The organism is Stenotrophomonas maltophilia group sp. Smal17 (assembly GCF_030237045.1).
Lineage (GTDB): Bacteria > Pseudomonadota > Gammaproteobacteria > Xanthomonadales > Xanthomonadaceae > Stenotrophomonas > Stenotrophomonas forensis.
In genome coordinates, this window is sequence record NZ_JASJSU010000034.1 from 18,174 (window position 1) to 40,396 (window position 22,223).

Consider the following 22,223-nt stretch of genomic DNA (forward strand, 5'->3'; position numbering starts at 1 on the left):
CCCCCCCCCCCCCCCCCCACTACCGATCAGGAAAAACGCCGGCTTGTGCCGGCGTTTTCCGTTTGCAGCAAAAGCGTACTTACGGCGCCTTCTGGATCACCGCACACGCCAGGCGCGCACCGGCATTGCCGGTCGGCTGGGTCTTGTAGTCGTCCGCGTCGGCGTGGACGATCAGGCCGCGGCCGATGATGTCGAAGTCATCACCCTTGCCGATGTTGACGTTGCTCGATACTGGGCCATCGATGGTGGCCACGCCCTTGTCGTCGGCCTTGATGTTGGGCATGTCGCCGCCGTGGTGCGGATCGGTGGCGACGTTGCCGTGATCCTGGTGGCCCGGGTTGAAGTGGCCGCCAGCGCTCATGCCGTCCGGCGCGCTGCAGTCGCCCTTCTCGTGGATGTGGAAGCCGTGCTCGCTGCCCGGCTTCAGGCCGGTGATCTGGCCGGTCACATGGACCTTGCCGTCGACCAGCTTGAAGGTGACGCTGCCCTTGGCCTCGTTGCCCTGGGTCGGCGCCAGTTCGGCGGTGGCCGACGCATCGGCCGCGGGTGCAGCTGCCGGTGCCGGGGTGGCCGCTGGTTCGGTGGTGGTGCCCTCGGCCGGAGCGGCCGGCGGGGTTTCAGCCTGCGGCGCGGCAGGCTGCTGGCCGCAGGCCGCCAGGCCCAGCGCGGCGATGGCGACAAACAGCGAAGTGTGGATCAGACGCATGCAATCTCTCCCTGGATGAAGCCTGCAGTGATCAGCGGACAACCCGGATCACGCCACAGGCGATGCGGACGCCGGCATTGCCGGCGGGCTGGCTGCGATAGTCGTCGGCGTTGGCATGCACGACCAGTGCACGTCCGGCGATATCGGTGGCGGCGCCTCCGCCAAGGGTAACCCCCTTGAGGTGGATATCGACGTTGGCGCGGCCCTGGGCATCGGCACGCAGGTTATCCATGTCGCCCAGGTGGTGCTTGCCGGTGCCGGCGCGGCCATGCGCGGCGCCACTGGGGTTGAAGTGGTTGCCGGCGCTGCTGGCATCCACCGCGCTGCAGTCGCCGCGCTCGTGGATGTGGAAACCGGCCTGCTGCATCGGCTGCAGGCCACCGATCAGGCCGGTGATGTGGACGCCACCCGGCTCCACCATCAGCGCGATGCGGCCACTGACGATGCTGGCCGAAGCCGGCGACAGATTGGCCTCGGCCTGCTTCGCGGCGCTGACCACGCTCGGCGGCGGCGGGGTGGGCTCGGCCTTCTTCGGTGCACTGCCGCAGGCAGACAGCAGCGCGGCGGCGGACAACGGCAGGATGGCAAAGGACAGACGCATCGAAGACTCCTTGCAGGTGACACTACGGACGGCATCGTCCACGAACGATCAACGGTTCGGCAAGCGGGCGCGAGGATCGCGTGCAGGGACCGTTCAATGGCCCCCGCGGCGGCGCCCGGCGCCCAGCTTGCGGGTGAGGGTATTGCGGCCGAGGCCGAGGCGGGCAGCGGCTTCGGCACGGCGGCCATGGGTGATCTGCAGGGCGGCCTCCAGCAGGGCATGGTCGACCCGGTCGCGCACCTGCGCATGCAGCCCTTCCACGCCTTCGGCCAGCTGCCGGCGTGTCCATTCAGCCAGCAGCGCTTCCCACTGCCCCGGGTCGGCTGCGTTGGTACTGGTGCGGCGGCCGCGTGCACGGTTCAGCGCGGTATCGACGTCAGCCACGCCAATGGTGTCTGCAGCGGCCAGTGCGGCCATCCGCCAGCACACGTTTTCCAGCTCGCGTACGTTGCCTGGCCAATCATGCTCGCGCAGCGCCTGCAGGGCGGCGGCGGTCAGGCGTTTCGGCGGCGTATCCAGCTTGCGCGCGGCGGCGGCAAGGAAGGTGCTGGCCAGCTGCGCGATGTCCTCGCGGCGCTCGCGCAGCGGTGGCAGCTGCAGGCGCACCACGTCCAGGCGGTGCAGCAGATCGGCACGGAACTTTCCTTGTGCGACCAGGCCTTCCAGGTCCTGGTGGGTGGCGGCGACCACGCGTACATCGACGCGGATCAGCTCGCGGCCACCGACACGGAAGAACTCGCCCTGCGCCAACACGCGCAACAGGCGGGTCTGCAGCGGCAGCGGCATGTCGCCGATCTCATCCAGGAACAGCGTGCCGCCGTTGGCCTGCTCGAAGCGGCCGATGTGGCGGCGCTGCGCACCGGTGAAGGCGCCGGCTTCGTGGCCGAACAACTCGCTTTCCAGCAGTTCGGCGGGAATCGCCGCGGTATTGAGCGCGACGAACGGACCCTGCGCACGCGGCGATTCGCGATGCAGCGCATTGGCCACCAGCTCCTTGCCGGTGCCGGTCTCGCCGGTGATCAGCACCGCCAGCGGCGCCTGTGCCAGGCGACCGATGGCGCGGAACAGCGCGCGCATCGGCGGGGTATCGCCCACCAGTTGCGGCGGCTGGTCGCCCGGCGTTTCGGCGGCGGGCGTGGGCGTTGCCATGGCCGGTGCCACCGCCGGCAGCACGCGCTGCGCCAGCGCCACCGCATCGTCCAGGTCGAATGGCTTGGACAGGAACTCATGCGCGCCGCCGCGGAACGCGCCGGCGGTGCTGGCCACATCGGTGTAGGCCGACATCACCACCACCGGCAGCTGCGGCAGCGCGGCCTTGAGCTTGTCCAGCAGCACCAGGCCGTCGTCACCCGGCATGCGCACGTCGGTGAACAGCAGGGCCGGCGGCGGCCCCTCGCCCAGCGCCTGCAACGCCGACGCGGCACTGTCGAAATCAACGACCTGGTATCCCGCTTCGCGCAGCGCGGTGCACAGCACGAAGCGCACGGCGCGGTCATCGTCGACCACCCAGATGCGTTGTGCGGCGGTGGAGAAGTCAGACATCGCGCGGGGCCTCCTCGGTCGGGGCGGCGCCATTGCCGATCGGCAGCAGCAGGGTGAACACGGTATGGCCCGGGCGCGAGCGGTAGGTCAGCGTGCCGCGATGCTCGCGCGCCACCTGCTGGGCCAGCGCCAGGCCCAGGCCAGTGCCTTCGGCGCGGCCACTGACCAGCGGCAGGAACAGGTGTTCGGCCAGTTCCTCCGGCACGCCCCGGCCGTCGTCGGCAATCTCCAGGCGCAGCGCCAGCGTGTGCAGCTGCTCGGCGATGCGCACGCCATGCTCCACGCGGGTGCGCAGGGTGATGCTGCCGGCGCCGGCCTGGATCGCGTTGCGCACCAGGTTCCAGACCGCCTGGGTGAGGCGGTCGGCGTCGCCGTGGAATTCGGGAATGCTGGGGTCGTAGTCGCGCTGCAGGCGTACCGCCCAGCCGGCCTCGTTCTCGGCCAGGCGCAGCACGCGCTCCAGCGCGGCATGGATGTTCAGTTCGGCATGCGGCGCGGCCGGGGCCGGCGACAGCAGCTGGTCGAGCAGACCGTTGAGGCGCTCGATCTCCGAGCCGATCAGCTCGATCAGCTCGCGTTCGCTGGCATCGCGCTGGGCCGCGCGACGGGCCAGCAGCTGCGCCGCGCCCTTCAGACCGGCCAGCGGGTTGCGCAGCTCGTGGGCCAGCCCCTTCAGCGCCGCGCTGAGCGCGCTGGGCAGGGCCTGGGTGGGATCGAGCCCAGGGAATTCATCGACCGGGTGCGCCTCCAGCAACCAGCCGCCATCGTCGCGGCGGCTCATCCAGCCCTCGGCGAAGCGCGGCGCCTCGCCGGGCACGGCCAGCGCCAGCCGGTTCAGGCGCAGGCTGTCGCGCTCATCACGGGCCAGGAAATGGGCCAGTGCCTCGCCCTGCACTTCCAGTGCGGCCAAGGGCCGACCCAGCAGGCGTCGCGCGCTGACGCCCAGCCAGCGGGCGAAGGCCGGATTGCAGCCGGCAATGCAGCCATCGGCGCCGGCCCAGGCCAGCGGCGTGCCCAAGGCATCGAGGGACGGCGGGGGTGCGGGGTCGGACATTGCACCAATGTAGTGCAAAACGCGGGTCCAGCATCAGATCGCATCGAATGCGTCGTCAGCCGTCGCGCCCAGGAATTACGCCGCATGCTTGCCGAGGTGATACTAACGCATTACGATACTATCGCCACACGTTACCAACATGCCGATCCAATCATTTGCCTGCAAACGTACGCAGGCACTGTTTGATGGCCATCGCGTGCAGAGATGGCGCCACATTGAAGCTGCCGCGCTGCGAAAGCTGGCCATGCTCAATGTGGCAGCCGATCTGCGGGATCTGCGTCTGCCGCCAGCGAACAGACTGGAGTCGCTGCATGGGGACCGGCGCGGCCAGTACAGCATCCGCATCAATGACCGGTTCCGGCTGTGCTTTGTCTGGTCCCGGGAAGGTCCTGCCGAGGTCGAAATTGTCGATTACCACTGAAGGAGTCGTGCGAGTGCGAACCGTCCCCTACCCCGCTCCCGGCGAGATCCTGTTGCATGAATTCCTGGAGCCTTTGGGTATCACCCAATACCGGCTGGCCAAGGCAATTGGCGTCTCACAACGCCGGATCGGCGAGATTGTCTCCGGGGATCGCGCAGTCACTGCGGACACCGGGCTGCGCCTGTCCCGTTACTTCGGCGTCTCGGACAAGTTCTGGATCGGCCTGCAGGCCGACTTCGATGCCGCGATGACCAAGGAAAAGCTGGCCGACGTGCTTGCCCGGATAGAACCCTACAACGCGGCTGCCTGAGGCTTGGCCCGGGGTCAGAGCCCTTTCCCTTCGGAAAGGGAGCCGATCCCGGGCGGGCAGCGTTACACCGGGTAGCCGGTGGCTTCCCGGGCTTTCTTCCATGCGCTTTCGAATTCGCGCGCGGAGATTTCGTCGTCCTCGTCGAAATCCAGGAACGACACCGGCTGGTCGGCCAGCAGGAAGCGGTCGTCGCTGTGGGCATGCTCGTCGGCCCAGACCATCTTGGTGCCGTAGATCTCCACCTGGCGCACGATCTTCTCGCCACGGGCTTCCATCAGCACGTTGCCCTTGCCCAGGCCCGATTCGGCCCAGTGCTTGTAGTACTTCTTGGCGGCGGATTTCGCGCCGGATCTTGCGTTGTGCTTTGCGTAGGTCATTGCAGGGGTCCTGGCCGCAGGTGCGGCCGGAAAGTTCGGAATGGCGCCATTATCAGGCATCCGGGGCTCAGATCCCTGCCAACCTACTGCGGCAGCGCTACGCCCTTCGGCCACAGCATCCAGATGTTGCCCTTCTGCTTCATGTCACCGGCCAGCTTGCCGGCGGCATCGCCACTGCCCCAGTACAGGTCCGCGCGCACTTCGCCGGCAATGGCGCCGCCGGTGTCCTGCGCAGCCACCGGGCGCACCACGGGCGTGCCGTCCGGGCGGGTGGTGGACAGCCACAGCAGGCTGCCCAGCGGCACCACGGTGCGGTCCACGGCCACGCTGTAACCGGCGGTGAGTGGCACGTTCAACGAGCCACGCGGGCCTTCCGGGCTGTCCGGGTTGCGCACGAAGAACACGTAGCTGGGGTTGCTGCGCAGCAGTTCCGGCACGCGCGCGGGGTTGGCCCGGGCCCAGGCACGGATCGCGTCCATGGTGACGTCTTCCTTCTTCAGTTGGCCCTGGTCGACCAGCCAGCGCCCGATGGCGCGGTAGGGGTGGCCATTCTGTTCCGCATAGGCCAACCGTACCTGCGTGCCGTCAGCCAGGCGCACCCGGCCGGACCCCTGGATCTGCAGCAGTTGCAGGTCCATCGGATCGGTCAGCCAGGCCAAGACTGGCGCCTTGGCCCCTTTGCTGGCAATCGTGCCGGCGTCGTCATACGGCTTGAGCACCTTGCCGTCGACACGGCCGCGCAGCCGCTTGCCCTTCAACTCGGGGTAGAGGCTGTCCAGCTGCACCACGACCAGGTCATCGGGCGTGCCGTACACCGGCACCGTCGCGGTGGCCGTGCGGGTGAGGCTGCCGGCGTAGATCGGTTCGTAGTAGCCGGTGATCAGGCCATCGGCCTGGTGGCCCCCGGCGCGCAGCGCGTAGACATCGAGGTCGCGCTGCAGGAACTGGCGGATCGCGGCCGCGTCCTTGTCTGAAACCGCCGCTGCCGTGGCGCAGGGCCTGGCCCAGACGGCATCGGCCTTCAGGCGGGTGCAGCTGCTGCGCCAGGCAACGAAGCCGGCCTGCAGATCGCTGTCGGAAACCGGCGGCAGTGCGCTCCATGCGGCCTTGGCATAGGTGGCCGCTGGCGGGGTGGGCGGCGTCGGCACTTCGGATCCGGTGCGGGGAGCGGTGGTGGAGCAGCCGGCGAGCGCGGCCGCTGCCAGCAGGATGCAGTGCCTGCGCTTGAAGAAGGTGGCGGAATCGATCATGCCGCCATGGTGGCGGGCCGGCCGCTGGGCGGCAACCCAGCGTGGGGTCAAGCGTTCATGCGCGTGGTCACGGCATCTGCAGCAGCAGCGAGTGCAGGATGCGCGCGTCTTCGGCATCCAGCGTCTTCGGCAGGTCGTCGCGGCCACGGAAGCGGCGGTGGAACGCGGCGACGGTGGCTTCGCGGTTGTCCAGCGGATAGCCGAAGCGGGCCAGCGCGTTCCACGCATCGAAGCCTTCCGGTGCGGCACCGTCGGCCGCGCGCGGCCAGACGCCGAATCCGGCCTCGGCCAGCTGCTGCCAGGGGAAGAAGCGGCTCGGATCCTGCTTGCGCGTTGGCGCCAGGTCGGCATGGCCGATCACCTGCCGCGGCGGAATGTTCAGACGGGTGGTGAGATCGCGCAGCAGCACGATCAGCGATTCGATCTGCGCCGCACTGAACGGGCTGCGGCCATCGTTGTCGAGCTCGATGCCGATCGAGGCTGAATTGAGATCGGTGATGGTGCCCCAGCGCCCGGCCCCTGCGTGCCAGGCGCGGCGCTCATCGGCCACCAGCTGGTAGCGATGGCCATCGGCGCCGATCAGGTAATGCGCACTGACCGGCCCGCCGCTATTGGCGGTGCGCAGCGTACGCAGGCTCTGCTGCACCGATTTCTGCTCGGTGTGGTGGATGACGATGATGACCGGCGTGCGCGCGTTCTGGTTGGGTGATGGCACCCAGGTGGCGAGCGGGTTGTGCTGCACGGGCGCGGTGGCGGTGCAGGCCGAAAGGGCCAGGGCCAGCAGTGTGGGAGCCAGGAGGCGGGGGCTGATCATGGGCGGATTGTAACCATGGACTGCAGCCATGGTTCTTCGCTTCGTGCTGATCGCTGGAGAACTGGGGAGCTGTCATGCAAAAAACTCAATAACGCCCCCCGCCTCATGCCCAAATCTCAAACTCCAATCCGAATAGCCAAACGCCCAAGTTCCTCATCACCTACATTCAATCCACTGTAGACGTTGACGATATTTTTGAACGAACCGTCATCATGCATAACCCATACCCCCACCGAATCTTTAGCTTCCGCATGATCCCAATATTAGTCAGAGTCGAAAACAATCGATTGCGGAATACCCAAAGAATCTGACAGATCCGAACGAAATTCATCAAAACCAGAAGAACGCTCAATCGAGAACTGGAAGGAGTCCAGGCATCATCTCAATTAATTTTTTCGATCCACGCGGATTACGCAACTCCAACAACCTCACCCTGGAGGACGCATTCTGCACGCCAGTCGCCAACCGTTATCGACTCGCCATCCAGCTAAGTGCACGAAACGGACTCGGCCATGCGGTCAATCCATTCCAACACCGTGGACACGTAAGCTCAAGGGACAGCACCCATAAGAACTCAAACGCCCAGAACCCTATGCCCTCACCTTTCCAACCGACTCCATCCACTCAGCCCAGACAGAGGAATCATTCAGACAACCGGAATCACTTAAAGGCGACATGAGACGAACAATAACTTCGAACAGCGGAAGATCCTCACCAGATCGATCAAAAATCGCCTCAAGGAATACCATCATTACCGAGAACGCATCTGGCAACGTCAAGCACTCGCCCGACGAATTAATTTGTGCGCTACAAAATTCAGAATTGAGAGCACTCCCCGCGGTGGCAACCTCTGCAAATGCATCACGCCAGTCATCCCACATTGCCGGATCATTGGGCACGCCATTCGCCCATAGAAATGACCCTCCCGAAGATAACAGATCAACAAGAGTGTCCTGCCCACCACCCCTCTTCATATATTTTTGAAGAAACACGCACATCAACACATATGCAGCCCGGACGGAAATTCTTCCGACATCTTTCACATCACTAGCACTCATTTCGTGACCTTCTTTTGAACTGGCTTTACGGGCGATGAAAATCCATATTCCTGATGATAAGGCAGCGGATTCTTATTTATCCAGCCATTAACTTCCGCCCCTTTTCTAATCTGAACCCATACCTGAGTTCCGTGAGCTCGTCATACGCACGTGTCACAGAGTCCTTGCAGGCTTGGACATCGCCTCCCTTTCCACCACACGCGGCCCGCTCGGACTCCATGAGTGCGATTTCCTGCCTGCTCAGCCAGTTGTTCTCAACCGAGTTCTTGGCAATCCCCGCAATCAACGCGATCCCGGCCAGATCCTGTCCCGACAGCCCACCCGCCAGCGCACCCACCGCCTGCGACAGCGCCAGCACCATCTCCTTCTGCTCTGGGCTCAGCTTGGAGGGGTCTCCGCCGGTCAACGTATTGGTCAGTACCTTCGCGGCCAACTCGCCGCCGGCCGCGGACACCGCTCCGGTTCCCGCATTGCCACCATTGGCTTCCGCCAGCAGCGCACCCAACACCGCATGCGACAGCAATTGCAGAGTCGCATTGGGATCGCTGCCGTGGTTCGGGTCCAGCTTGCTGCCGATGAAGTAAGCGGCATAAGGCGCCAGCGCATTGGACGCGACCTGGCCCGCGCCCCGCCCCGCCACACCACCCACCAGCACCGTCGTCACTGCGTTCAGTGCACGGTTGTACTCGCCGCCCGTGCCCCACTTCTTCGCATTGTCGTAGTCCGGGCTGTTTGCGGTCAGTACCGCATCGCGTTGTTCCGCGCTGAACGTGTTGAACGCCTTCTTCTGTTCCGTTGACAGGCCGTCGTAGTACGTCTGGGTTGCCTTGTTGCTCTGATAGGCCTGCACATCCGCGGCAACCTGCTTGCTGGTTGGCATCAGGCATGGCCTCCAGCGCACGGTATGCCGCCGTCGCATCGGTGTTGATGCCCAGCTCGACTGACCGGTCCACCGTTGCCCGCAGTACGCAGAGTACGCAGGCGCTGCTGCACCGATTTCTGCTCGGTGTGGTGGATGACGATGATGACCGGCGTGCGCGCGTTCTGGCTGGGTGATGGCACCCAGGTGGCAAGCAGGTTGTGCTGCACGGGCGCGGACGTCACCGGTGGTCGTGCTGTCCACACAGGGACAGCACGACCTGGTCAGGCCAACGCCGGCGTGCCGCTCAACTTCGAAAGAACGACAGGTTGTACAGGAACAGGCCCCAGACCGCGATCGCGAGTGGGATCTCGCAGAACGCGGAGCGGTGCCGCAACGCCATCCGGATGAACATCACCACGGTCAGCATGGGCTGCCCGAAGAAGCAGACCCAGAAGAGCGCTTCTACACCTGGCACAGTGGACAGCTCGTAGATTCCGAGGGAGTTGTCGGTGTTCCGATTGAAAGTGACCGCCCCCCAAAGGGCGAGCAGGAAAAGCCAGGCCAGTGCACTGGCGCTTGATAGAAACAAGGCCCGTCTACCTGCGACACTCATTTTCGTCCCCATTCGGGTTGATCGAACCTGTACCGATCAATGACCGATGCACATGCTGCCTGGAGCAGACTTCCACGATCCGCTACTCATGCCCGCCATGTCGCTCCTTCGTGCAGCGCACATGCGCGGGAACATCAGGGTGCCGGAGCCACGCAGCTGTCATTCAGTACTCCGGTCCAGTATCCATCTCCGGTTCGAAGCAGCCCCAAACCTGGGTGAACAATCGGATCGCCTCTTCATCCTCGGCCTCGTACTCGATCGCGAACGGCATGGGCGGACGATGCTTCTTCCGCGGATTCATACTTCGAAACACTGCATAGCCCTCAAGCACAGCCAGTATCTGGGGTCGCGTCAACAAGACAACGTCCTGAGAGTTCCATCGCGAATGCACCAGGAAGAAATCGGCCGCCCGCAGGACAGCATGTCCCTCTCCATAGTGGACGCATGCGCTGCCCTCGTCACCGTTTGTGGGCGCAGCAAAGGCACTGCGGGTCCGCAGTTCGCTTCCGCGCCCGAGATGACCGAAGTCTCCATCCAGCCACGCTGCGATTTCACCGACACCCCGTCCCTGCCCATGGTGTACCACCGGCGCGTCACCGATCTTCTCTTCGCTGGATGGAACGTGGCAATCGCCGGTCCAGTAGGGAAAGAGAACTGCCTGGATAGTCATTCGAAACCCATTCCCTGCTGCCGCAACGGAAACCCCTGTCCCACTTCCGGTCTACCCGACCTGCTCGAAGATCACGTCAGTCACGCCAGCCCACTCAAGGCGTGACTTCACTTCCCCACTGACGATCAGTGCGGCACCGAATCCGCCAATCCTGAAAATATGCCACGAGCCCACTTTCCCGCCACCCAGAGCCAGCTTCGCAAACGCGCGATACTGCCCTGCGAGATCAGGTCTCACGGGATCATCCCGCTCGAACCTCTCGAACTCGGAGCATGATTCGCCGACACAGTCGACGCAGGTTTCGACAATCAATGCAAAGTAGCTTCCCCGCGTGCGCTGGCCTTCAATCACGACAGGTTCCATTACGGCATTCGCATGGAGCCCGTCGACTTCTGGCGGACCTTCCAGTGCGCTACGGGACCGGGCACTCACGATGGCAACGGGACAGGACACCTTGATCCAGAGCATAGCTTGAAGAAAAAAGGCGTCTTCTGCGAGCAATCGTTCACACGTGGAAGTGCTTCAGCCGATGGGAAATGCCGGCCCACGGCTCCAGGGTACTCCGGCGTCGGAGAACATCCGTTCGATCTCATCGTAGAATCCTGGATGAAAGGTCGTCTCATCGCTCGACTGCGAACGCAGGTAACGCGAGACCAGATCCAGGCACAGCTCCGTCGCTTCCATGTAGGTATCCAGCCAAAGCACCTGCCCCTCGTCGGAAAGCTGATCCGGACGGACAACCGAGAGCTTTTGGCAGAAGGCATCGATGCTGGGAAACCCCAGATCTGCCAGCAGGTCGTGGTAGGTCAGCCGCCACAGACCGGAGGAAAGGCAGCGATAGGTGAGCTCCACGGCAAAGCTCCAGCGTTCTCGATCTGCTGCGCCAGCCACGCCGTCCACAAACGCATGCGGACTGTAGTCGCCCAGGGTCAGCAGGTAGACATACCATTCGATGTCTTCCATCACTGCTGCGGAAGTCGCCTGGATCACACCTGCTCCGTTCTGTAGTCCATCGAAGTCGTTGGTGGCGAACACGCACACCTGCAGACAGCCATTGAAGCAGGAACGGTAGAGCCACGCCATGCGTGGCTGAGTCGCCGACAGTGCCAAGCAAGCTTGGCACCTACCAGAGCAGTAGAAGTGCCGACCAACGGTCGGCACCCACAGTGGCGGCGGCAGGCGGCCCCGCAGGGCCGCTCGCCGATACCTCAGGCCTCGTAGGCGGACTCGCCGTGCGAGGTCACATCCAGGCCGGTGCGCTCTGCTTCCTCGGTGACACGCAGGCCGACCACGCTGCGCACCACCAGCAGGATCAGCGTGGTCACCACCGCCGACCACAGCACGGTGAGGCCGACGCTGACCACCTGCACCCACACCTGATGGGCGATATCCAGATCGGCCTTGGTGCCGCCCAGCGACTGTGCGCTGAACACACCGGTGAGGATGGCACCGACGATGCCGCCGACACCGTGCACGCCGAACACGTCGGCGGTGTCATCCACCTTCAGCAGGCGCTTGAGACCGGTCACACCCCACACGCAGACCACGCCGGCGACGAAACCGATCACGATCGCGCCAAGCGGACCGACCGTACCGCAGGCCGGGGTGATGCCAACCAGGCCGGCCACCGCACCCGAGGCGGCGCCCAGTGCCGACGGCTTGCCCTTGCCGATGGCTTCCACCAGCGTCCAGCCCAGCACGGCAGCGGCGGTGGCCAGCACGGTGTTGAGGAAGGCCAGCGAGGCCACGGTATCGGCCGCAGCAGCGGAGCCGGCGTTGAAGCCGAACCAGCCCACCCACAGCAGCATCGCGCCGATATAAGTGAACGGCACGTTGTGCGGCTTCAATGCGGTCTGGCCGTAGCCCAAGCGTTTGCCAACGAACCATGCGGCGACCAGGCCGGCCACGCCCGCATTGATGTGGACCACGGTGCCGCCGGCGAAATCGATCGCACCCAGTTCACCCAGGTAGCCACCGCCCCAGACGATGTGCGCCATCGGGATGTAGCTGAGGGTGAACCACAGCGCCGAGAACAGCAGCACCGCACGGAACTTGATGCGCTCGGCGAAGGCGCCGACGATCAGCGCGGTGGTGATGCCGGCGAAGGTCGACTGGAAGGCCACGAACAGGTAGTCCGGCAGGCCCTTGATCGGCGTGTTGCCGACCGAGTCGGGGGTGAAGCCCTTGAGGAAGGCGAATTCGGTGAACGAGCCAAAGAACGGATTGCCGGCACTGAACACCGCGCTGTAGCCATACGCCACCCACAGCAGCAGCACCAGCGAGAAAACCACCAGGATCTGGCTGAGCACCGACAGCACGTTCTTCGAACGCACCAGGCCGCCATAGAACAGCGCCAGCCCGGGCACCACCATCAACAGCACCAGCAGGGTGGAAGTGAGCATCCACGCGACGTCGCCGCGGTCATAGGCGGCAGCCGCTTCGGCCACCGCAGGTGCGGCGGCAGCCGCAGCCGGGTCCTGCAACGACTCAACCGCAACGGTTTCGCTGGGCAGCGGTGACACCTGGGCCTGGGCGTGGGCAGTGCCCGGCCATGCACCGGCGGCCAGCGCGCTGAGCAGCATCAGCAGGCACACGATATGGAACCGGGCTTGCCACCCGGTGAGAAGGCGCATCTTCATGGGGGAATCTCCGGAAGGGGGATTACAGCGCGTCGGCACCGATCTCGCCGGTGCGGATGCGGATGACCTGTTCGACGGCGGTGACGAAGATCTTGCCGTCACCGATCTTGCCGGTGCCGGCCGACGACTGGATCGCCTCGATCACCGCATCGGCACGCTCGTCGGTGACCACGGTTTCGATCTTGATCTTGGGCAGGAAGTCGACGACGTACTCGGCGCCGCGATACAGCTCGGTGTGGCCCTTCTGGCGGCCGAAGCCTTTCACTTCGGTCACGGTGATGCCCGACACGCCTGCGTCGGAGAGGGCCTCGCGGACCTCGTCGAGCTTGAACGGCCGGATGATGGCGGAGATCAGTTTCATGCGCATGTCCCGAGGGTGGATGGGGCCAGCGCGCCAGCGCGCGTTGGCATCAGGCAACCACCGGCCATCAGGATGATGGCCGCGGCTGTTGCACCGGACACGTACAGGGCCGGGACGGCCGTGCCTCTCTCCTTGCACGACCGACGCGGGAGGGAGGGCGGCCCTGGTCGCGTATCCGGTCTCTCTCTTGCCCCTGGATCAGGGGTCAGAGCCCGTTCGTGAACGAAAGGGATCCGATCCCGATCTGACCGCGGCTCCCCAGCCGCGAAGTCGGAAGCGATGGCGGCGGGTGGGAGGGGGAAGCCCACCGCCATCGCCACCGGTCAGCTGGCGTAGTACAGCTGGTATTCCAGCGGGTGGGTGGCCGCGCGGAACTTGGTCACTTCCTGCATCTTCAGCGCGATGTAGCCGTCGATGAAGTCATCGCTCATCACGCCGCCGGCCTTCAGGAACTCACGGTCCTTGTCCAGCGCTTCCAGCGCCTGGTCCAGCGAGGAGCAGACCTGCGGGATCAGCTTCTCTTCTTCCGGCGGCAGGTCGTACAGGTCCTTGTCGCTCGGTGCGCCCGGGTCGATCTGGTTCTTGATGCCGTCCAGGCCGGCCATCATCAGCGCGGTGAAGGTGAGGTAGCCGGACTGGATCGGATCCGGGAAGCGCATTTCGATGCGGCGCGCCTTCGGGTTGGACACCCACGGAATGCGGCACGAGGCCGAACGGTTGCGCGCCGAGTAGGCAAGCATCACCGGGGCTTCGTAGCCCGGCACCAGGCGCTTGTAGCTGTTGGTGCCCGAGTTGGCGAAGGCATTGATGGCCTTGGCGTGCTTGAAGATGCCGCCGATGTACCACAGCGCCAGCTGGCTCAGGCCGCCGTAGCCGTCACCGGAGAACAGGTTGGTGCCGCCCTTGGACAGCGACTGGTGCACGTGCATGCCGCTGCCGTTGTCGCCGACGATCGGCTTGGGCATGAAGGTGACGGTCTTGCCGTTGCGGTGCGCGACGTTCTTGATCACGTACTTCATGCGCAGCAGTTCGTCGGCCTTCTGCACCAGGGTGCTGAACTTGGTGCCGATCTCGCACTGGCCGGCGGTGGCCACTTCGTGGTGCTGCACTTCCACTTCGATGCCGACCTGTTCCAGCGTCTTGCACATTTCGGCGCGCAGGTCGTGCAGGGTGTCGGTCGGCGGGACCGGGAAGTAACCGCCCTTCACGCCCGGGCGGTAGCCGCTGTTGGCGCCGTCGTACTTGGCGCCGCTGTTCCACGCCGCTTCTTCCGAGTCGACCTGGAAGAAGGTGTGGCCCATTTCATTGGCGAAGCGGACCGAGTCGAAGATGAAGAATTCCGGTTCCGGGCCGAAGAACGCGGTTTCGGCGATGCCGGAGGACTTCAGGTAGGCCTCGGCGCGCTTGGCGATGCCGCGCGGGCAGCGGCCGTACGGCTGCATGGTGGCCGGGTCGAGGATGTCGCAGCTGATCACGATGGTCGGATCGGCGTAGAACGGGTCGACGTAGGCGCTGGCGGTATCCGGCAGCAGCACCATGTCCGATTCGGCGATGCCCTTCCAGCCGGCGATCGAGCTGCCATCGAACATCTTGCCTTCTTCGAACAGCGACGGCTCGACGATGCTGACCGGGAAGGTCACGTGCTGCTCGACACCACGCATGTCGACAAAGCGCAGGTCGACGAACTCGATCTGGTTGTCCTTGATCAGCTTTTCTACGTTTTCCACGGACATCGGTACGACCTCGGATGGGGATGAATGCCTGCTGAGGTACAGCAACGACCGTGCCAACTTTTCAATAGCTGCAAGTCATTGATTTCAAAAAGGGCGCCCCGTCGCGGTGCAGAACGGTCCGCACCAAACGGGTGCGCCCGCCACCAGACGCACCCGTTTGGTGCAGCAGGGATCGTCTATCCTCTCGACCTTCTTCCTTCCGCCGCGCGTGCACGCACCGTCCATGTCCGACCTGCTCTCCGCCCTGCTGCTGGGCATCCTCGAAGGCCTCACCGAATTCCTGCCGATCTCCAGCACCGGCCATCTGCTCATCGCCCAGCACTGGCTGGGAGCCCGCTCGGACTTCTTCAACATCGTCATCCAGGCCGGCGCGATCGTGGCCGTGGTGCTGGTGTTCCGCCAGCGCCTGCTGCAGCTGGCCACCGGCTTCAACCAGCGCGAGAACCGCGACTATGTGTTCAAGCTGGGCGCCGCCTTCCTGGTCACCGCCGTGGTCGGCCTGGTGGTGCGCAAGGCCGGCTGGTCGCTGCCGGAAACGGTCAGCCCGGTGGCCTGGGCACTGATCATCGGTGGCGTCTGGATGCTGCTGGTGGAGGCCTACACCGCGCGCCTGCCCGACCGCGACCAGGTGACCTGGACGGTGGCGATCGGCGTGGGCCTGGCGCAGGTGGTGGCCGGCGTGTTCCCCGGCACTTCGCGCTCGGCCTCGGCGATCTTCCTGGCCATGCTGCTGGGCCTGAGCCGCCGTGCGGCCGCCGCCGAGTTCGTGTTCCTGGTCGGCATTCCCACCATGTTCGCCGCCAGCGCCTACACCTTCCTGGAAATGGCCAAGGACGGAAAGCTGGGCAGCGAGAACTGGACCGACGTGGGCGTGGCGTTCCTTGCCGCTGCCGTCACCGGCTTCGTCGTAGTGAAGTGGCTGATGGGCTACATCAAATCGCACAGGTTCACCGCCTTCGCCATTTACCGCATCGCGCTGGGCGCAGCGCTGCTGCTGTGGTTGCCGTCCGGCAGCTGAACAGCGCCGGGGCCCGGCAACCCCGTTGCCGGCCCTACCCCGTTTCCCCCACGGTTCCCCAAGGAGAATCACCATGAACCGCAAGCTCACCCTGCTCCTCCCGCTGGCCCTGATGGCCGCCTGCAGCCAGACCCCGGCCCCGGCCGGCACTGGCGGCGACGACGTGGCCCCGGCCGCGGCCAAGGCAGCAGACCAGCAGACGCTGGCGCACCTGGATGCGCAGCGCCTGCAGAGCCAGCACTGGCTGCTGCAGCAGGCCACCGCCGCCGACGGCAAGCGCATCGATGCGCTGTTCGCCCGCGAAGACAAGCCGGTCACCCTGGACTTCGCTGATGGCCGCCTGTCGGTCAGCAACGCCTGCAACCACATGGGCGGCAGCTACAGCCTGGCCGACGGCAAGCTGACCGTGGGCGCGATGGCGTCGACGATGATGGCCTGCACCGACAAGGCGCTGATGGCGCTGGACGGGGCCGTGTCGAGCCGCCTGCAGGGCGAACTGAAGGCCGAGCAGGATGCCGGCGGCAAGCTGACCCTGACCACCGCCAAGGGCGACGTATTGGTGTTCAACCCGGAACCGACCGCTGAAACCCGCTACGGCGGCGCCGGCGAAACCGTGTTCCTGGAAGTGGCGGCCAAGACCGAGAAGTGCTCGCACCCGCTGATCCCGGACTACCAGTGCCTGCAGGTGCGCGAGGTGAAGTTCGACGACAAGGGCCTGAAGCAGGGCGAGCCGGGCAAGTTCGAGAACTTCTACGGCAACATCGAGGGCTACACCCACGAAGACGGCGTGCGCAACGTGGTGCGCGTGAAGCGCTACGAAGTGAAGAACCCGCCGGCCGATGCGCCGTCGCAGGCATACGTGCTGGACATGGTGGTCGAGTCGGCCATCGAGAAGTGATGTAGAGCCGACTGTTAGTCGGCTGGCTCTTGAAGGGCGGCCGAGAGGCCGCCCTTCTTCATGGTGGGTAGAGCCGGCCGCTGGCCGGCTGCGCCAACACACGGATGTTGCCGGCCAGCGGCCGGCACTACCCAGATGCATCGGGAGATCGGCATGAAGCACGTCCCCATCCTCATCATTGCTGTGCTGCTGGGCATGTCTGCGGATGTAGCCGTTGCCAGCACGCCCAGCAACGATCGGCTTGAAGCACACCTGTGGCAACTGGTGCGCGCCACCGACGCGCAGGGCCGGCGCATTGACGCGTTGTTCGTCCCGGGCCACGCGCCCTACACGCTGCGCTTCCGCTCCGGTTTCATGAGCGAGTTGAACCTGTGCAACCACGCCAGCAGCCAGTACCAGCTGCAGGGCAATCACTTGAACCTGCGCAACGGCGTGCAGACCACGGCCGAGTGCATCGATCCGAAAATGACCACGCAGCAGAAGCGCGCGCGAATGCTGATGCACGGCGGAGGGTCGGCGCCGATGCTCGAGCTGGGCGAGCGGGGCACGCTGACGGTGCGCAACGCGCAGGGCGATACCGCGGTGTTCGAACCGGCATCGCCGCCGGAGGAATGAAAAGGGCGGCCGGGTGGCCGCCCTTCTCCTCAGCCCAGCGCCGGGTTCAGCGTGTAGGTTCCGTGCAGTGCCGCTTCGGCCAGCACGTGACCGTGCATGGCCCGATACGCGTCGGCGGCGGTGAAGCGTGCCGGCAGCTCCAGCGAGGCCACGTCCAGCGCGAACAAACGGAAGAAGTAGCGGTGCACGCGCTCGTCGTTGAAGGGCGGATAGGGACCGTCGTAGCCCAGGTAATCACCGGCCATGTCCGGATTGCCGGCAAACCAGCCGGTGAAGTCATTCAGGCCCTGGCGGCTGCCGTCCGGGCCGGCCGGCGCGGGCTTGCCCTTCACCACGAACCCGTCGCTGCAGCTGCCGGCGGCAATCTCCTGCACCGTGGCCGGGATATCGGCCATCACCCAGTGCACGAAATCACAGCGCGGCTGGTCACGCGGCACGCTCATGTCGCTGCGGCCGACCGTCTCCGGCACGGTCGGCACGTCCGGGTCGACGCACACCAGCAGGAACGAACGGGTGCCGGCCGGCGCCCCGCTCCAGGCCAGGTGCGGGTTGCGGTCCGGGGCGAAGCCGTTGGCGTCGCCGGCGGCGAACGCGCGGTCGATCGGCGCGCCGTGGGTCAGGCTGTTGCTGCTCAGCTGCATTGCACTCTCCTCACTCTTCCGGGTAACCCAGGCGCACCGCAACCGGGGTGAGCTGGGCGAAGGCGGCGCTCATCACGTCGCGGTAGTTGCGCCAGTGGCCCGGCGGCAGGCGCGGAGCGCCCAGCTGCGCAGCCGGCGGCATCGGCCGCTCGAACAGGCGGCCCAGCAGTTCGGCCATCGCATGCGGGTCGTTGCCGATCTGGTCGATGCGCAGCAGCACGTGCGGATACAGGTCTTCCTCGTGCAGCGTGGCGACCTGGGTCAGTGCGCGCGTCAGCCACTCGCTGGCTTCGGCCAGCGAGGTCATCGCCAGCGGTGCAGCGGCACCGTAGGCCACCCAGTCCAGCAGCATGTCGCGCGGATCACGCAGCACCAGCAGCAGGCGCCCCTGCGGCAACTGCGGGCGCAGCGCCCACAGCAGGGCGTTGTCCCACCACAGCAGCCAGTCGATCACGGTGTCGCTCTGCAGGCCACGCGCCGGCAGCTGTTCGCGCCAGCGCTGCACCAGCCGTTCCGGCGTCAGCACACCCGACGCCAGGTCCTGCAGCGTGTTGAAGTTCTGGAAGGCGTCATCCGGTGGCGTGTTGGTGTAACGATCGCTGCGCAGCACCGGGCTGGCGGCAGCCAGGCCAGTCGCCACGCGCTCCACGCCCGAGCCGGGCGCGCCCCACAGGAAGATCGGTGCGGAACTGGCATCGCCATCGATGCTGCCCTTGTCCGGCCAGCTCGGTGGTGCCTTGGCCTGCGGCGGCAGCGGCAAGCGCTGCGGCGCCTGCTCGGCCTGCAGCGACATCCAGGTGCGCAGCGCTTCCTGCGGCTGCCCGGCGCGATCCTGGATCTCGCCCAGCCAGGTTCGCAGGTCGGCGCGGTGGGCCTCCGGTGCCTGCTCGATCAGCGCCTGCACGCGCGCGACCGCGGCGGCCGGGTCGCGCTGCAGCAGCCCTTCGACCAGCCGGGTTTCGCCGCTGACGCGGCCCGGTTCCAGGCTGACGATGCGCTCGGCGATCGCCTCGGCCTGCGCGCGCTCGCCCACCATGTCATGCAGGCGCAGGCGCGCTTCCAGCGCCGGCAGGTGCGCCGGCATCGCCGCCATCCAGCGCTCGACGGCGGCCACTGCGCTTGCGCTGCCCACCTGCTCGATGGCCAGGCGCGCCAGCCACACGTCGTGCAACTGGTCATGGGTCTCCAGCACTGCATCCAGGCGTGCGCGCGCTTCATCCTCGCGGCCCAGGCGCTGCCACGACATCAGCAGCAGCTGCAGCACCTGGCGGTCTTCCGGCTGGGTGTCCAGCAACGGCAGCAGATGGTCCAGCGCCTGCAGCGGCTGGCTGTTGCGCAGCGCCAGTTCGCCGGCCAGGCGACGCATCGCCGGCACGTCCAGCTCCGGCTGCTGCAGGGCGACCTGCGCGGCTTCGGCCGCAGCCGGCACGTTGCCCTGGCGCAGCGCCAGCTGCACCACCAGGCCGTGCAGCGAGGACAGTGACGGGTTCAGTTCCAGCACGCGGCGGAACGACTGCTCGGCAAACGCCAGCATGTCCTTGCCCAGATAGGCGAAGCCCAGTGCGTACAGCACGCGGGTATCGTCCGGCAGCGCCTTGCTGGCGGCCGACAGCAGCGCCAGCGCACGGTCGGCATCGCCACGGCGCAGCGCGACCATGCCGTCGATGGTCAGCAGTTCCGGATGCTCCGGTTCCACGCGCCCGGCCAGGGTCGACAGGCGCTGCGCTTCGTCGAAGTCGTTACGGCCGATCGCCAGGTGCGCCTGCATCAGATAGGCGGAGAAGGCGTTCGGATCCAGGCCGGTGGTACGCAGCAGCGCCTCGTCGGCGCCTTCGAACTGGCGCAGTGCCAGCAGCAGGCCGGCGTGCTGCAGGTGCAACTGGGCGTCGTCCGGGGCCAGCCGCAGCGCCTGCTGCAGTGCCTCCATCGCGGCTTCGGCGTTGCCCTGCTGCTGCAGCGCAAGCGCCAGCCAGCGGTGGGCATCGGCCAGGCCGGGTTCGTCACGGGTCCACGCCTGGGCCAGCTGCACGGCCTGGTCGGCCTGGTTCTGGCGCAACGCTTGGATGATCTGGTCTTGCATGGCAGTCCGCTTCAAGTGCAAACCGGCATTGTAGCGGGCTGCGTGCCGCTGCCGGTTCAGGCCTGCAGGACCCGCTGCAGGCGTTGCGCGACCCAGCGCTCGGAGAAGCCATCGCCCCGCCAGTTCTCGATGAAGCCGCAGTGGCCGCCCCAGCAGGCGGTTTCCAGGTGCGCCTGGCGCGGCAGCTGCCAGTCATTGAAGGTCGTATACGGAATGACCGGATCATCCTGCGCCATCAGGATGTCGGCCGGCACCTGCAGCGTGGACAGGCGGTCGCCGGCAATCGAATAGCCGTCGAAGTACGCCTGCAGCGAGCCGAAGCTGGTATGGCGCTCGACCAGCCAGGCGGTCAGTGCGCGGATGTCCAGCTTCAGCACGCGGTCGTCGCAGTCGCTCAGCTCGGGGAACAGGTCGCGCTTGCGGCGCAGCGAACCGGCCCACTTGCGGCGGAAGTACCAGTCGTACATCGCCGGGCCGTTCTCGATGCTTTCCATGGTCAGTGCCGGGTCCAGCACCGGGCAGACCGAGGCCACGCGCTGCAGCGGCACGCCGGCGGCCGGCGCGCGCAGGGCCAGGCGCAGCACGAAGTTGCCACCCAGCGAGTAGCCGGCGGCCACCAGCGGCAGCTGCGGCCAGCGCTGGGCGATATCGCCCGCGGCATGCACCACTTCGTCGATCAGGTTGGAGTGGAAGATGCCGCGGTTGAGATGATGGGTGTTGCCGTGGTCGCGGAAGTTCAGCCGCACCACGTCGAAGCCCTGTTCCAGCATGCGCGCGGCGGCCATGCGCATGTAGCTGGATTCGGCACTGCCTTCCCAGCCGTGCAGCAGCAACGCCATGCCTTTGGGTTCGCGGCCTTCGACATGGCTGTGCCAGCCCTGCAGGCGCACGCCATCGCCACCATCGAGAATCAGTTCCTCGCTGACCGCGCCCGTGGCCGCGAGCAACAGCAGGCCGCGCTGCAGGCGCATGCGGCTGGAGCTGAGCATCGACTGCAGGTGCGGATTGCGCAGCCAGCGCGGCGGCTGGTAGTCAGCCGCGTGCAGCGTCGGCGTGCCGGCGTCCAGTACTGGTGGCGGGATCAGGGCCACCGTGCGCTCACCCGGTGCTCATGGCCGCCACGATGCGCGCGCGCGAAGTCTCCGCGATGCGCCGACGGCCTTCCAGGTCCTGCGCACCGATCGGTGCCAGGAAGTGCACTTCCGCACGTCGCGCCGGCTCACCGAGCAGGCGCAGGAAATTGGCGAAGAAGCTCTCGCCGGGGCCGAACGCGACGATGGTCTGTGCGTCGCCCTTCACGCCGTAGACCAGTGCCACCGGCTGCACCGGCACGCCGGTCTCGACCGCGGCCTGGAAGATGCGGGCATGGAACGGCCCCACTTCGTGGCCGCCGCGGGTGCGTCCTTCCGGGAAAACGCCCACCGCCTTGCCTTCGCGCAGGCGATCGGCCATCACCTGCATCACCCCACCGAGCGATTCGGTGTTGCCGCGCTGGTGGAAGATGGTCTGGCCACGTGCGGCCAACCAACCGACCAGCGGCCAGCTGGCGATCTCGCGCTTGGCGACGAAGCCCATCATGCGCTGGCTGTGCAGGATGCAGATATCGACCCAGCTGACGTGGTTGGCGACGAACAGCACCGCGCCGGGCAGCGGCTGGCCGATCTGCGCCAGGCGGAAGCCGAAGATCCACATCAGCCCGCCCTGCCACCAGTTGACCACCTTGGCACCGAACGTGGCGTCGCCCATGCGCAGTTCGCCCCATGGCGGCAGCATGCCGATCAGGATGAGCGGCAGGAACACGATGATGTGGACCAACAGCAGCGGTACGCGGTACAGGTAACGGCACACACGCGCCACGCCGCCACGGGGGGCCGGAGTGGGGGAAGTCATCTGCGCACGATACCGGAGGGCCGTCATCGCTGCCAGCCGATTTAGGCCATAACACCGATCGACCGGGGCA

General features: G+C 66.2%; 25 protein-coding genes and 1 pseudogene. 5 read left to right on the forward strand and 21 right to left on the reverse strand.

Annotation, left to right across the window (positions count from 1 at the left end; all coding sequences use genetic code 11):
* Window positions 1-79: 79 nt before the first annotated feature.
* The 4 genes from QRO93_RS11115 to QRO93_RS11130 form a co-directional block, all read right to left on the reverse strand.
* Window positions 80-706, reverse strand: coding sequence for a superoxide dismutase family protein (locus QRO93_RS11115; RefSeq protein WP_180878716.1), 627 nt, complete (start codon window positions 704-706; stop codon window positions 80-82).
* Window positions 707-737: 31 nt separating this feature from the next.
* Window positions 738-1,307, reverse strand: coding sequence for a superoxide dismutase family protein (locus tag QRO93_RS11120; protein WP_180878717.1), 570 nt, complete (start codon window positions 1,305-1,307; stop codon window positions 738-740).
* Between the two features lie 93 nt (window positions 1,308-1,400).
* Window positions 1,401-2,849: a nitrogen regulation protein NR(I) gene (gene ntrC, locus QRO93_RS11125; RefSeq protein WP_180878718.1), complete on the reverse strand. Its 1,449-nt coding sequence runs from the start codon at window positions 2,847-2,849 to the stop codon at window positions 1,401-1,403.
* Entirely contained in the window at window positions 2,842-3,903 is a 1,062-nt protein-coding gene (locus QRO93_RS11130; protein ID WP_180878719.1) for a nitrogen regulation protein NR(II), read from the reverse strand. The genes ntrC and QRO93_RS11130 overlap by 8 nt, the downstream gene beginning before the upstream one ends.
* Before the next feature lie 139 nt (window positions 3,904-4,042).
* Here QRO93_RS11130 and QRO93_RS11135 point away from each other — a divergent pair, with 139 nt between their 5' ends.
* Window positions 4,043-4,324, forward strand: coding sequence for a type II toxin-antitoxin system RelE/ParE family toxin (locus tag QRO93_RS11135; RefSeq protein WP_014035516.1), 282 nt, complete (start codon window positions 4,043-4,045; stop codon window positions 4,322-4,324).
* Window positions 4,325-4,337: 13 nt separating this feature from the next.
* Window positions 4,338-4,634 (forward strand): HigA family addiction module antitoxin, encoded by a 297-nt coding sequence (locus tag QRO93_RS11140; RefSeq protein WP_053448454.1) that lies wholly within the window; start codon window positions 4,338-4,340, stop codon window positions 4,632-4,634.
* 62 nt (window positions 4,635-4,696) lie between these two features.
* On the opposite strand, the gene QRO93_RS11145 is transcribed toward QRO93_RS11140, so the two are convergent.
* From QRO93_RS11145 to glnA, 13 genes and pseudogenes are all read right to left on the reverse strand, one after another.
* Window positions 4,697-5,011, reverse strand: coding sequence for a hypothetical protein (locus QRO93_RS11145; RefSeq protein ID WP_008268793.1), 315 nt, complete (start codon window positions 5,009-5,011; stop codon window positions 4,697-4,699).
* An 83-nt stretch (window positions 5,012-5,094) separates the two neighbouring features.
* Window positions 5,095-6,261 carry a murein transglycosylase A gene (locus QRO93_RS11150; RefSeq protein WP_180878720.1) on the reverse strand — a complete coding sequence of 389 codons (1,167 nt, stop codon included), beginning with the start codon at window positions 6,259-6,261 and terminating at the stop codon, window positions 5,095-5,097.
* A gap of 67 nt (window positions 6,262-6,328) precedes the next feature.
* Window positions 6,329-7,075 carry an N-acetylmuramoyl-L-alanine amidase gene (locus QRO93_RS11155; protein ID WP_148564911.1) on the reverse strand — a complete coding sequence of 249 codons (747 nt, stop codon included), beginning with the start codon at window positions 7,073-7,075 and terminating at the stop codon, window positions 6,329-6,331.
* A gap of 590 nt (window positions 7,076-7,665) precedes the next feature.
* On the reverse strand, window positions 7,666-8,133 hold the full coding sequence (locus tag QRO93_RS11160; protein WP_148564910.1) for a hypothetical protein: 468 nt from the start codon (window positions 8,131-8,133) through the stop codon (window positions 7,666-7,668).
* A 76-nt stretch (window positions 8,134-8,209) separates the two neighbouring features.
* The gene (locus tag QRO93_RS11165; protein WP_258010907.1) at window positions 8,210-9,013 is read right to left on the reverse strand and encodes a VENN motif pre-toxin domain-containing protein; all 804 of its coding nucleotides are present in this window, start codon (window positions 9,011-9,013) and stop codon (window positions 8,210-8,212) included.
* 59 nt (window positions 9,014-9,072) lie between these two features.
* A pseudogene (locus QRO93_RS11170) lies at window positions 9,073-9,258 on the reverse strand (hypothetical protein); the annotation flags it as partial.
* Between the two features lie 41 nt (window positions 9,259-9,299).
* Window positions 9,300-9,608: a hypothetical protein gene (locus QRO93_RS11175; protein ID WP_139319640.1), complete on the reverse strand. Its 309-nt coding sequence runs from the start codon at window positions 9,606-9,608 to the stop codon at window positions 9,300-9,302.
* 163 nt (window positions 9,609-9,771) lie between these two features.
* Window positions 9,772-10,278: a hypothetical protein gene (locus tag QRO93_RS11180; protein WP_180878721.1), complete on the reverse strand. Its 507-nt coding sequence runs from the start codon at window positions 10,276-10,278 to the stop codon at window positions 9,772-9,774.
* Between the two features lie 51 nt (window positions 10,279-10,329).
* Window positions 10,330-10,746, reverse strand: a complete 417-nt coding sequence (locus QRO93_RS11185; RefSeq protein WP_337999997.1) for an imm11 family protein — start codon at window positions 10,744-10,746, stop codon at window positions 10,330-10,332.
* Between the two features lie 54 nt (window positions 10,747-10,800).
* Window positions 10,801-11,361 carry a hypothetical protein gene (locus QRO93_RS11190; protein ID WP_053448449.1) on the reverse strand — a complete coding sequence of 187 codons (561 nt, stop codon included), beginning with the start codon at window positions 11,359-11,361 and terminating at the stop codon, window positions 10,801-10,803.
* Between the two features lie 125 nt (window positions 11,362-11,486).
* On the reverse strand, window positions 11,487-12,917 hold the full coding sequence (locus QRO93_RS11195; RefSeq protein WP_180878722.1) for an ammonium transporter: 1,431 nt from the start codon (window positions 12,915-12,917) through the stop codon (window positions 11,487-11,489).
* A gap of 22 nt (window positions 12,918-12,939) precedes the next feature.
* Window positions 12,940-13,278 carry a P-II family nitrogen regulator gene (locus QRO93_RS11200; RefSeq protein ID WP_004134334.1) on the reverse strand — a complete coding sequence of 113 codons (339 nt, stop codon included), beginning with the start codon at window positions 13,276-13,278 and terminating at the stop codon, window positions 12,940-12,942.
* 323 nt (window positions 13,279-13,601) lie between these two features.
* Window positions 13,602-15,011, reverse strand: coding sequence for a type I glutamate--ammonia ligase (gene glnA, locus QRO93_RS11205; RefSeq protein ID WP_004153533.1), 1,410 nt, complete (start codon window positions 15,009-15,011; stop codon window positions 13,602-13,604).
* 223 nt (window positions 15,012-15,234) lie between these two features.
* Here glnA and QRO93_RS11210 point away from each other — a divergent pair, with 223 nt between their 5' ends.
* The 3 genes from QRO93_RS11210 (at window position 15,235) to QRO93_RS11220 (ending at window position 17,542) form a co-directional block, all read left to right on the forward strand.
* The gene (locus tag QRO93_RS11210; RefSeq protein WP_053448447.1) at window positions 15,235-16,029 is read left to right on the forward strand and encodes an undecaprenyl-diphosphate phosphatase; all 795 of its coding nucleotides are present in this window, start codon (window positions 15,235-15,237) and stop codon (window positions 16,027-16,029) included.
* A gap of 73 nt (window positions 16,030-16,102) precedes the next feature.
* Window positions 16,103-16,927, forward strand: a complete 825-nt coding sequence (locus tag QRO93_RS11215; protein WP_180878723.1) for an META and DUF4377 domain-containing protein — start codon at window positions 16,103-16,105, stop codon at window positions 16,925-16,927.
* A gap of 153 nt (window positions 16,928-17,080) precedes the next feature.
* The gene (locus QRO93_RS11220) at window positions 17,081-17,542 is read left to right on the forward strand and encodes an META domain-containing protein (RefSeq protein WP_180878724.1); all 462 of its coding nucleotides are present in this window, start codon (window positions 17,081-17,083) and stop codon (window positions 17,540-17,542) included.
* 29 nt (window positions 17,543-17,571) lie between these two features.
* Here QRO93_RS11220 and QRO93_RS11225 read toward each other — a convergent pair whose 3' ends face one another.
* From QRO93_RS11225 to QRO93_RS11240, 4 genes are read right to left on the reverse strand one after another with little or no spacing between them, the layout of a single operon-like run.
* Window positions 17,572-18,183, reverse strand: a complete 612-nt coding sequence (locus tag QRO93_RS11225; RefSeq protein ID WP_180878725.1) for a YbhB/YbcL family Raf kinase inhibitor-like protein — start codon at window positions 18,181-18,183, stop codon at window positions 17,572-17,574.
* A 10-nt stretch (window positions 18,184-18,193) separates the two neighbouring features.
* On the reverse strand, window positions 18,194-20,263 hold the full coding sequence (locus tag QRO93_RS11230; protein ID WP_180878726.1) for a tetratricopeptide repeat protein: 2,070 nt from the start codon (window positions 20,261-20,263) through the stop codon (window positions 18,194-18,196).
* A gap of 56 nt (window positions 20,264-20,319) precedes the next feature.
* Window positions 20,320-21,354 (reverse strand): YheT family hydrolase, encoded by a 1,035-nt coding sequence (locus tag QRO93_RS11235; RefSeq protein WP_080357202.1) that lies wholly within the window; start codon window positions 21,352-21,354, stop codon window positions 20,320-20,322.
* Window positions 21,355-21,361: 7 nt separating this feature from the next.
* Window positions 21,362-22,153, reverse strand: a complete 792-nt coding sequence (locus tag QRO93_RS11240; protein WP_180878727.1) for a 1-acyl-sn-glycerol-3-phosphate acyltransferase — start codon at window positions 22,151-22,153, stop codon at window positions 21,362-21,364.
* Window positions 22,154-22,223 lie beyond the last annotated feature (70 nt).

Bases quoted from the DNA above. Each gene is read 5' to 3' on its own strand.
- ntrC (WP_180878718.1), bottom strand. From the start codon at position 2,849: ATGTCTGACTTCTCCACCGCCGCACAACGCATCTGGGTGGTCGACGAT.
- QRO93_RS11120 (WP_180878717.1), bottom strand. From the start codon at position 1,307: ATGCGTCTGTCCTTTGCCATCCTGCCGTTGTCCGCCGCCGCGCTGCTG.
- QRO93_RS11190 (WP_053448449.1), bottom strand. From the start codon at position 11,361: ATGGCGTGGCTCTACCGTTCCTGCTTCAATGGCTGTCTGCAGGTGTGC.
- QRO93_RS11185 (WP_337999997.1), bottom strand. From the start codon at position 10,746: ATGCTCTGGATCAAGGTGTCCTGTCCCGTTGCCATCGTGAGTGCCCGG.
- QRO93_RS11150 (WP_180878720.1), bottom strand. From the start codon at position 6,261: ATGATCGATTCCGCCACCTTCTTCAAGCGCAGGCACTGCATCCTGCTG.
- QRO93_RS11215 (WP_180878723.1), top strand. From the start codon at position 16,103: ATGAACCGCAAGCTCACCCTGCTCCTCCCGCTGGCCCTGATGGCCGCC.
- QRO93_RS11220 (WP_180878724.1), top strand. From the start codon at position 17,081: ATGAAGCACGTCCCCATCCTCATCATTGCTGTGCTGCTGGGCATGTCT.
- QRO93_RS11175 (WP_139319640.1), bottom strand. From the start codon at position 9,608: ATGAGTGTCGCAGGTAGACGGGCCTTGTTTCTATCAAGCGCCAGTGCA.
- QRO93_RS11145 (WP_008268793.1), bottom strand. From the start codon at position 5,011: ATGACCTACGCAAAGCACAACGCAAGATCCGGCGCGAAATCCGCCGCC.
- QRO93_RS11240 (WP_180878727.1), bottom strand. From the start codon at position 22,153: ATGACTTCCCCCACTCCGGCCCCCCGTGGCGGCGTGGCGCGTGTGTGC.
- QRO93_RS11155 (WP_148564911.1), bottom strand. From the start codon at position 7,075: ATGATCAGCCCCCGCCTCCTGGCTCCCACACTGCTGGCCCTGGCCCTT.
- QRO93_RS11180 (WP_180878721.1), bottom strand. From the start codon at position 10,278: ATGACTATCCAGGCAGTTCTCTTTCCCTACTGGACCGGCGATTGCCAC.
- QRO93_RS11200 (WP_004134334.1), bottom strand. From the start codon at position 13,278: ATGAAACTGATCTCCGCCATCATCCGGCCGTTCAAGCTCGACGAGGTC.
- QRO93_RS11135 (WP_014035516.1), top strand. From the start codon at position 4,043: ATGCCGATCCAATCATTTGCCTGCAAACGTACGCAGGCACTGTTTGAT.
- QRO93_RS11165 (WP_258010907.1), bottom strand. From the start codon at position 9,013: ATGCCAACCAGCAAGCAGGTTGCCGCGGATGTGCAGGCCTATCAGAGC.
- QRO93_RS11225 (WP_180878725.1), bottom strand. From the start codon at position 18,183: ATGCAGCTGAGCAGCAACAGCCTGACCCACGGCGCGCCGATCGACCGC.
- QRO93_RS11195 (WP_180878722.1), bottom strand. From the start codon at position 12,917: ATGAAGATGCGCCTTCTCACCGGGTGGCAAGCCCGGTTCCATATCGTG.
- QRO93_RS11210 (WP_053448447.1), top strand. From the start codon at position 15,235: ATGTCCGACCTGCTCTCCGCCCTGCTGCTGGGCATCCTCGAAGGCCTC.
- QRO93_RS11160 (WP_148564910.1), bottom strand. From the start codon at position 8,133: ATGAGTGCTAGTGATGTGAAAGATGTCGGAAGAATTTCCGTCCGGGCT.
- QRO93_RS11230 (WP_180878726.1), bottom strand. From the start codon at position 20,263: ATGCAAGACCAGATCATCCAAGCGTTGCGCCAGAACCAGGCCGACCAG.
- glnA (WP_004153533.1), bottom strand. From the start codon at position 15,011: ATGTCCGTGGAAAACGTAGAAAAGCTGATCAAGGACAACCAGATCGAG.
- QRO93_RS11130 (WP_180878719.1), bottom strand. From the start codon at position 3,903: ATGTCCGACCCCGCACCCCCGCCGTCCCTCGATGCCTTGGGCACGCCG.
- QRO93_RS11115 (WP_180878716.1), bottom strand. From the start codon at position 706: ATGCGTCTGATCCACACTTCGCTGTTTGTCGCCATCGCCGCGCTGGGC.